This is a genomic window from Planctomycetia bacterium (assembly GCA_034440135.1).
In the GTDB taxonomy this organism is placed as follows: Bacteria; Planctomycetota; Planctomycetia; order Pirellulales; family JALHLM01; genus JALHLM01.
This window is the reverse complement of sequence record JAWXBP010000148.1, coordinates 1-7,182: the sequence shown is the minus strand read 5'-3', so window position 1 is coordinate 7,182 and position 7,182 is coordinate 1. Positions and strand designations below refer to the sequence as shown.

6 protein-coding genes are annotated in these 7,182 nt (G+C 61.5%); 4 read left to right on the top strand and 2 right to left on the bottom strand.

Features of this window, described 5'->3' with window-relative positions; translation table 11 throughout:
* Positions 1 to 136 precede the first annotated feature (136 nt).
* Entirely contained in the window at positions 137 to 1,591 is a 1,455-nt protein-coding gene (locus SGJ19_08460; GenBank protein MDZ4780269.1) for a DUF1549 domain-containing protein, read from the bottom strand.
* 182 nt (positions 1,592 to 1,773) lie between these two features.
* On the opposite strand from SGJ19_08460, the gene SGJ19_08455 reads away from it, so the two are divergent.
* On the top strand, positions 1,774 to 2,694 hold the full coding sequence (locus SGJ19_08455; GenBank protein ID MDZ4780268.1) for a substrate-binding domain-containing protein: 921 nt from the start codon (positions 1,774 to 1,776) through the stop codon (positions 2,692 to 2,694).
* Between the two features lie 28 nt (positions 2,695 to 2,722).
* Here SGJ19_08455 and SGJ19_08450 read toward each other — a convergent pair whose 3' ends face one another.
* Positions 2,723 to 2,977, bottom strand: a complete 255-nt coding sequence (locus SGJ19_08450) for a phosphoenolpyruvate hydrolase family protein (GenBank protein ID MDZ4780267.1) — start codon at positions 2,975 to 2,977, stop codon at positions 2,723 to 2,725.
* A 345-nt stretch (positions 2,978 to 3,322) separates the two neighbouring features.
* Here SGJ19_08450 and SGJ19_08445 point away from each other — a divergent pair, with 345 nt between their 5' ends.
* The 3 genes from SGJ19_08445 to SGJ19_08435 all read left to right on the top strand — a co-directional run bounded on the left by SGJ19_08445 (position 3,323) and on the right by SGJ19_08435 (position 6,895).
* The gene (locus SGJ19_08445) at positions 3,323 to 4,156 is read left to right on the top strand and encodes a DeoR/GlpR family DNA-binding transcription regulator (protein MDZ4780266.1); all 834 of its coding nucleotides are present in this window, start codon (positions 3,323 to 3,325) and stop codon (positions 4,154 to 4,156) included.
* Positions 4,157 to 4,206: 50 nt separating this feature from the next.
* Positions 4,207 to 5,637 (top strand): FGGY family carbohydrate kinase, encoded by a 1,431-nt coding sequence (locus SGJ19_08440; protein MDZ4780265.1) that lies wholly within the window; start codon positions 4,207 to 4,209, stop codon positions 5,635 to 5,637.
* Between the two features lie 121 nt (positions 5,638 to 5,758).
* Positions 5,759 to 6,895, top strand: coding sequence for an alpha-hydroxy acid oxidase (locus SGJ19_08435; GenBank protein MDZ4780264.1), 1,137 nt, complete (start codon positions 5,759 to 5,761; stop codon positions 6,893 to 6,895).
* The last annotated feature ends 287 nt before the right edge of the window (positions 6,896 to 7,182 follow it).

The window sequence follows — 7,182 nt, the reverse complement described above, 5'->3', positions numbered from 1 at the left end:
GAATAATCTTGTCCATGTCGGCCAAGAACTGCGCACGCCGCGTCGTCTTCGCGTACTTCTCGAATCCCGTCAGCGTCTGTTGCTTCATCGCGTCACTCATATCAGTGTCTGTGCAGAATCAGACCATGCCGGTAAATCAGAGTTTCCTTAGCGACTTCCCGCGCTTGCGCTGTGCCGCCAGCTCAGGGGCGATCTCTAGTGCGTAGAAATCGGCGAGCCGGCTGCGATCGTTCGGCGTGCGATCGGCGCGGGGCGTGACGATGATTTTATCGATCTCGCGGAAATCGAAGCCAGTCTGATCGCTGAGGTAGGTCGCAGTGTCGAATCCCGGGTTCTCGATTCGGAACGTGCGGTGTTCCTGTTGCCATTTGTCGCGAGAGGCGACGACATCTGGCCGCTCGCGCGCAGCGAGCAGACCAACGCGCAGCGCATCGCGCTCCGCTACCATTCGCTGACCCCGCGCAGCGGTCGTCTCGGCGAACCGATAATGAACTGGCCACTCGAGCGCCCTGCCCTTGGGCACGCCGGACACCGTGGGCCGATTGCCCTTGTTGTCGGCGTCTTCGGTGTTGTTGAAAAACGCCATCAGCCGATAGAAGTCGGTCTGGCGGAACGGATCGTAGGTGAGGCTGTGGCATCGCGCGCAGGAAATTGTTTGCGCCTGCCATACTTCCCACGTATTCGCGACAGGGTCCATCACCGCTTCGATGCGGAATTCCTCCTCGTCGTTACGCGTGGGCGTATTACGGTGATAGGCCGTCGCGATGAGTTGATCCACCGTCGGATCGGGTATGAGGTCGCCCGCCAGTTGCTCGATCGTAAACCGATCGAAGGGAAGGTCGCGGTTGAGTGCGCGTATCACCCAGTCGCGGTACTCCCAGATCGTGCGCTCAATGTTGTCTTCGTAGCCGAGCGAGTCCGCGTAGCGCGCGAGATCCAGCCAGAAACTCGCCCATCGCTCGCCGTACTGGGGCGCGGCGAGCAGGCGGTCCACTTCGCGAAGGTAGTTGTCCTGGCTCGGCTCGGCGCAGAACCGCTGTACATCGTCGAACGCGGCTGGCAGGCCGGTTAGATCCAAGCTCACGCGCCGGAGGAGCCGCGCGCAATCTGCGCGCGGCGACGTAACGCGCGCGCTCTGCTCGAGACGCGCAAGGACGAACGCATCGATCGGATTGTTGACCCAGCCCTTCCTCTGCGGCTTCGGGACCGTCACTTCGGAGGGAGGCACGTAAGCCCAGTAGTTCTGCCACACCGCACCTTCTTCTATCCACCGCCGAAAGAGCGATTGCTCCTGATCGGAGAGCGTGACGCCCCGCTTAGGCATGTGCTCGACATGTTCGGCCGGCAGCGTTACGCGGCGGATTAGCTCACTTTTCGCGGGAGAGCCGGGAACGATGGCCAGACGGCCGGACTGGCCCGGCTTCAGCGCATCCTCGCGAAACAGCATACTGAATCCGCCGGCCTGCCGGACGCCGCCGTGGCAACCAATGCAGCTGCGATTGACGATCGGACGGATGTCACGGTTGAAATCGACCCGGACCGGCGCTCGAGCGTCCTGACGGAGCCAAACTGCGGGAACAACGACCGCCATTGCTAGAGCAACTATGAGTAGCCAGCGCACGCGACCTGCCAATCACCGGAGGGCTTGAATTGCTTTTATGGTAACGTCACCATTGCGAAATGCGAGCCTTACTTTGGACGCCGGTAGACGACAGAGCGGGCGCGCGTTCGCGTGGCAGCCGCTTCGCTCACTCCGTGCTCGGAATTCTATCGATGATTGTTCTTACTGCGTGCAACCGCTCGGCGCCTGTCGGGGGCGAGGCCCTGCTGTGGGTGCAGCCCATGCGCGATCACCCTGTGCACAAACTGATGCAGGCTGGCTTTCTGGACCGCTGCCGCGAGCTGAAGGTACATTGCGATGTCGTCGGCAATCCAAGCGCCACCGCCTTCGACATCGCCGCAACCATTCCGCTCGCCGATGCCGCGCTTGCACGACGGCGACATAGCGCGGTCATGGTCTACGCCGTGGATCCTGCGCTAAATCCGTATGTAGCGCGGCTGGCGCGCGATGGCTATCCGGTCATGATCGTGCATCTGCTTCCGGCGCCGGACGAAATTCCGGGACTGAAGGCTGCCATCGGCCAGGACATTCGCACGACTGCAGCGGATGCTGCAGTAGCGATGGGCACACGCCTGCGCGGCCAGGGCGCAATTGCGGTCACGCAGGGCAGCTACAACCGCACTGAAAACGAGATGGCTCAGGTGTTCGCCGCAACCCTCGCGAAGTGCTTTCCGCAGATCAGGCTCCTAGCCCCGCAGCTGGAGGGCTTCGAACCCACGGCGGCCCGAGCGAGGGCGCTCGGGATCTTGCAGAGCAATCCGCAACTCGCGGGAGCCTTTTCGACCACAGGCGCGGGCGCCGAAACCTGGGCAAACGCGAGCCGCACGGCCAGCCGCAGCGTCACGATCATCGGCATGAGCGCGGTACGACAGAATCTCGACCTCATCAAGTCGGGCGCCGTGTACGCGATCGCTGCGCAGCCTCTGTACGAAGAGAGCGCTGCCGCGGTGGATATCGGCCTGAAACTGGCTCGTGGAGAGCAGGTCGAATTCCGGAACGTGATCCCGACGGCGATTGTCACCGCCGCCGACGTGGCGCCGTATTATGCTCTTCTGGAAAAGGCCGGGCAGTAGGCCGACAGTTATCCGCGCGCCTGGCGCATCACTCACGACCGTCTCTTTCCGACGGGGTCGAATTTAACGCCGACGTGGTCGCGGCCATCGATGTCGCGACAGTTAGTCGTTCAATGGGCGAGACCCCGACGACGCCGTCGCCATCCCAACGAGCCAAGACGTATGCGGCACCGTCCGGCGTGGCGATCGGTCCGCCGTCACGCAGCAACACATATTCATGCTTCACAGCTTCCGCGGCCTCGGCGGTCTCCTGTACCAGCGGCGGTGACGTCTCCGGGCTCATCGCACGACACCCTGCTGCTCGCGCCTTGTCATCGACCAAAGTACGCGATAGATCGCCCCGCCAGTCAATGATTCGGGGACTTTCCTCTCCAATCGGAAACTTGCCGAGCCCATCAGCAGACATCGGTCCGGCACGAAGGCGCGTTTGACCAAGCGAAGTAGTTCCGGCTCGCGTTGCACGTCGTCAAGCGTCAGGGGATCGAGTCGGCAAACAAGTAACTCATAACGTCAGCTAGACACTGATGTACACTTCCACTATCTACCATTTCACATCATTTACATTCAAAATGCTCCGCGGCGCCTCAAGCGCAAGAGCACTGTCGCGCGATGAATGGAGCGCAAAGTCATGCTGGACGTGGAACGCCACCGGGTCATCCTTCGGTTGGTTCAGGAACGCTCGGTCGTCGCGATAGCCACGCTGGTCGAGATCCTGGACGCATCAGAGGCGACCGTGCGACGGGACATCAATACGCTGGCCGAACGGAACCAGGTAAATCGAATCCGCGGGGGCGTCGAGGCGCTGGCACCTCGACACGAGGCCCATCTCGTGGGCATGCCATTCGAGTTGAGCCAGGGAATTGGAGCACCTCAGAAGCGCGCCATCGCCCGCGCCGCAGCGAACCTGATCGGAGATGGCGAGAGCATCATCATCAACGGTGGGACCACAACCTATGCCCTTGTGGAATTCCTGACCAACCGGACGCTCGACATTCTGACCAACTCGATTCCAATCGTTACCAAGTTGTTGGCAACGAGCCGCAACCGCGTATTGCTCCCCGGTGGCACTGTTTACCGCGAGCAGAACATCGTGTTGAGCCCGTATGACAACGACGCAATCGATCACTTCTGGGGCCAGAAGCTGCTCACCGGCTGCTATGGCCTCAATCGATTCGGCATGATGGAAGCCGATCCCCTGGTCGTGCAGGCAGAAATGAAGCTTCTAAGGCGGGCCGAGGAACTCGTCGTCCTGGCCGACAGCCGCAAGCTACGCCAGCGATCCTCGATGATTGTCGCGGATCTCAGCCGCATTTCCACGCTGATCACGGACGACGGCGCGAAGGATGAGGAACTCGAACTCTTTCGGGCGGCTGGCATACGCGTGGTCGTGGCGGAAGTATTATCCGCAGACGACGCGGCGCACGACAACACAAGTCGAGCCAGTGCCACGCGTCTCGGCTAGAGCGAATCGCACGTTATTCCGTTCGCGGCAACAATCCGAGTCAATGCGCTGTGAAGTCCGGCAAATTCGTCGCCGTACTCGACATCGGCAAGACAAATTCGCGTCTGCTGCTGGCGGATTGCGAATCAGGCGCGATTCATTGGCAAGCGCAGCAACCGTCGCATACCCTCGAGATGGCAATCGGCCGTCAGCTCGATGTCGCGGGCGTAGAGCGGTGGCTGGTCGAGGCGCTGGCCAGCGCACCGGATAAACAGCAAATTGGCGCAATCGTGCCAGTGACGCACGGGGCCGCGGCGGTCACCGTAGACATGGCCGGCGAGGTGCTTACAGCATTCGACTACGAAGACCCGCACTTCGACGCCGTACGTGTCGCTTACGAGCACTTGATCGACCCTTATGAGGTTACCGGGTCACCCTCGCTGCCCGCCGGGCTGAATCTCGGCCGACAACTGTTCTATCTCGAAGCGCAGCTGCCCCAGAAGTTTGAGAAGGTTGCTCGTGTCCTGCTCTATCCGCAGTATTGGGCATGGCGACTCTCGGGCGTCATGGCCAGCGAGGTTAGTTCGCTCGGCTGCCACACCCATCTCTGGATTCCTCTGCAGAAATCGTACTCGCTCTTTTCGGACCAACATGGGTGGACGAGCAAGTTCCCACCGCTGCGCTTTGCCGGAGAGACGCTCGGCACGCTCTCGAGTGGCCTAGCCGCGCGAACCGGGCTCGATCGCAGCTGCAGGGTCCTTTGTGGCCTGCACGACTCAAACGCCTCATACCTGTGCCACTCGACCGCGCGTCGCCGCGACAATGGCTTCACAGTCGTCTCGAGCGGAACGTGGACCGTGATAATGGCGCATGGCGTCGATCTCACGCGATTGTCGGCAGATCGGGGCATGCTTGCCAATGTGGATGTTTTCGGGAATCCCGTGGCCACGGCGCGCTTCATGGGCGGGCGCGAATTCGCCGCGATCGCTGGCGAAGCGGAGATCGCTTATGACACATGGCCGGCAGACCTGGCACGAGTTGTCGCCTTCGGTGCGATGGCGCTGCCGAGTCGCGCGCCAACGGACGGACCGTTCATGCACCGTCCCGGTCAGCTCATGGGGGCAGAGGAGCTGTCTGCCGCTGAACGTCGAGTAATGGCAACGATTTATCTTGCGCTCATGACCGATCTGCGGCTCGATGAGCTCGGCACTCAAGGCGATCTGATCATCGATGGGCCGCTCGGAAGGACAGCTGAGTTCGCAGAGCTCATGCTCGCGCTGCGGCCCCAGAACCGCGTCTACCGGACAGGCACGGCAAGCGCTGCGGCAAGCGCCGCCGTGTACCTCGCAACGGGACGCCAAGTGCACAATGAAGTGCCGGTGGCGGCTGGCTGCCTTAAGTCGATCCATTTGAACGATTACCGATCCGAATGGCGCGGGTCGATACAAAGGCCGTTACCGCATGACGCAGCAGACCGCAAAGCTGCTCCAGGGACTCCATGAGTGTCATTTTCATGCAGCACACAATTGCCGAATGATTGGTCGTCCTGCACGACTGAGACCTTGGTGGCGAACTTGAGGCGCCGGCAATGGGCGCATACCCATACGTGAGGTTATCGCGCCCATGACACAAATTCTGAATACCGAAGACCTGCGCAGGCTTGCGCGGCGGCGAGTTCCGCGCGCAATCTTTGACTATGCGGATGGCGGCGCCTACGAGGAACGGACGTTGAATCGCAACGTGGCCGATCTCGACGCGATTCAATTCCGTCAACGGGTGATGGTGGACGTATCGAACGTCACCACAGCAACGACACTCCTAGGCGCCCCCGCGACGATGCCGCTGGCCATCGCACCCACGGGCCTCGCCGGCCTCTTTTGCGCCGATGGCGAGATTCTGGGGGCAAGAGCAGCTGCCGCCTTCGGCGTTCCATTCTGTCTCAGCACGATGTCTATCTGCTCGCTAGAAGATGTACGCAAGGCGACCCGCCAGCCATTCTGGTTCCAGCAGTACTTGATGCGGGATCGGGGCTTCAACCAGGAGTTGATAGATCGGGCCCGAGCGGCCGAATGTTCAGCGCTGGTGCTAACCCTCGACCTTCAGGTGCAGGGCGAGCGAAGGCGTGATGCCAGGAATGGCCTGACGGTACCACCGCGTCTCAACCTACAGAACGCGCTGAACATCGCGTCGAAGCCTGCCTGGGCGCTCTCGGTGCTCCTCGGCAAGCGGCATAGCTTCGGCAATCTGCAAGGCCGAATTGGCAGCAAGAGCGGAATCCGCACACTGGCGGAGTGGATCGCGACCCAGTTCGATCCGTCGGCCACGTGGCGCGACGTTGACTGGGTGCGCAGTCGATGGCCCGGAAAGCTGGTGCTGAAAGGCGTTCTTGATGCGGACGACGCGCGCCTGGCGCTGGCCAGCGGCGCGGATGCAATCGTAGTCTCAAATCATGGCGGCCGACAACTCGACGGCGCGCCCTCCACCATCTCCGTACTCCCGGAAATCGTCGGCGCCATAGAGGGACGCTGCGAAGTGTTGCTCGATGGTGGCATACGCTCGGGGCAAGACGTGCTCAAGGCCCTAGCCCTTGGTGCGCGCGGCTGCTTGATCGGCAAGACATTTCTGTACGCACTTGCCGCCATGGGGGAACAGGGTGTTACGCGAGTGCTGGGAATCATTCGCGATGAGCTGCGAGTATCGCTGGCGCTGACCGGATGTGCGGACGCCACGAAAGTTGACTCTCGGGTCCTTCGCGAATAGAACAAAGATCTGGCGTATGGATTGCGAAGGCAGGACTGCCGGGCCCGTTGAGATCGTGTCGCGGTAGTGCCCGGCGTCGACACCAATGACGAAATGGATAAATGATTTGCGATGCCGGTCGGCGTCAAAGTAAGCGTCTGGCCAAGGCACATGGATTTGCTTGGAGTTGGTAGTCCACTCTCGCGTGCGGCGATTTGCCGGTGTGGTGGAGAGTGGGGATGGATGCACAACAAGCAGCAACGCCGATGACGACGGCGCGCAAGACACGGCGCAAGGTGCGCAAGTTC

Bases quoted from the DNA above. Each gene is read 5' to 3' on its own strand.
- SGJ19_08460 (MDZ4780269.1), bottom strand. From the start codon at position 1,591: ATGGCGGTCGTTGTTCCCGCAGTTTGGCTCCGTCAGGACGCTCGAGCG.
- SGJ19_08445 (MDZ4780266.1), top strand. From the start codon at position 3,323: ATGCTGGACGTGGAACGCCACCGGGTCATCCTTCGGTTGGTTCAGGAA.
- SGJ19_08435 (MDZ4780264.1), top strand. From the start codon at position 5,759: ATGACACAAATTCTGAATACCGAAGACCTGCGCAGGCTTGCGCGGCGG.
- SGJ19_08455 (MDZ4780268.1), top strand. From the start codon at position 1,774: ATGATTGTTCTTACTGCGTGCAACCGCTCGGCGCCTGTCGGGGGCGAG.
- SGJ19_08450 (MDZ4780267.1), bottom strand. From the start codon at position 2,977: ATGAGCCCGGAGACGTCACCGCCGCTGGTACAGGAGACCGCCGAGGCC.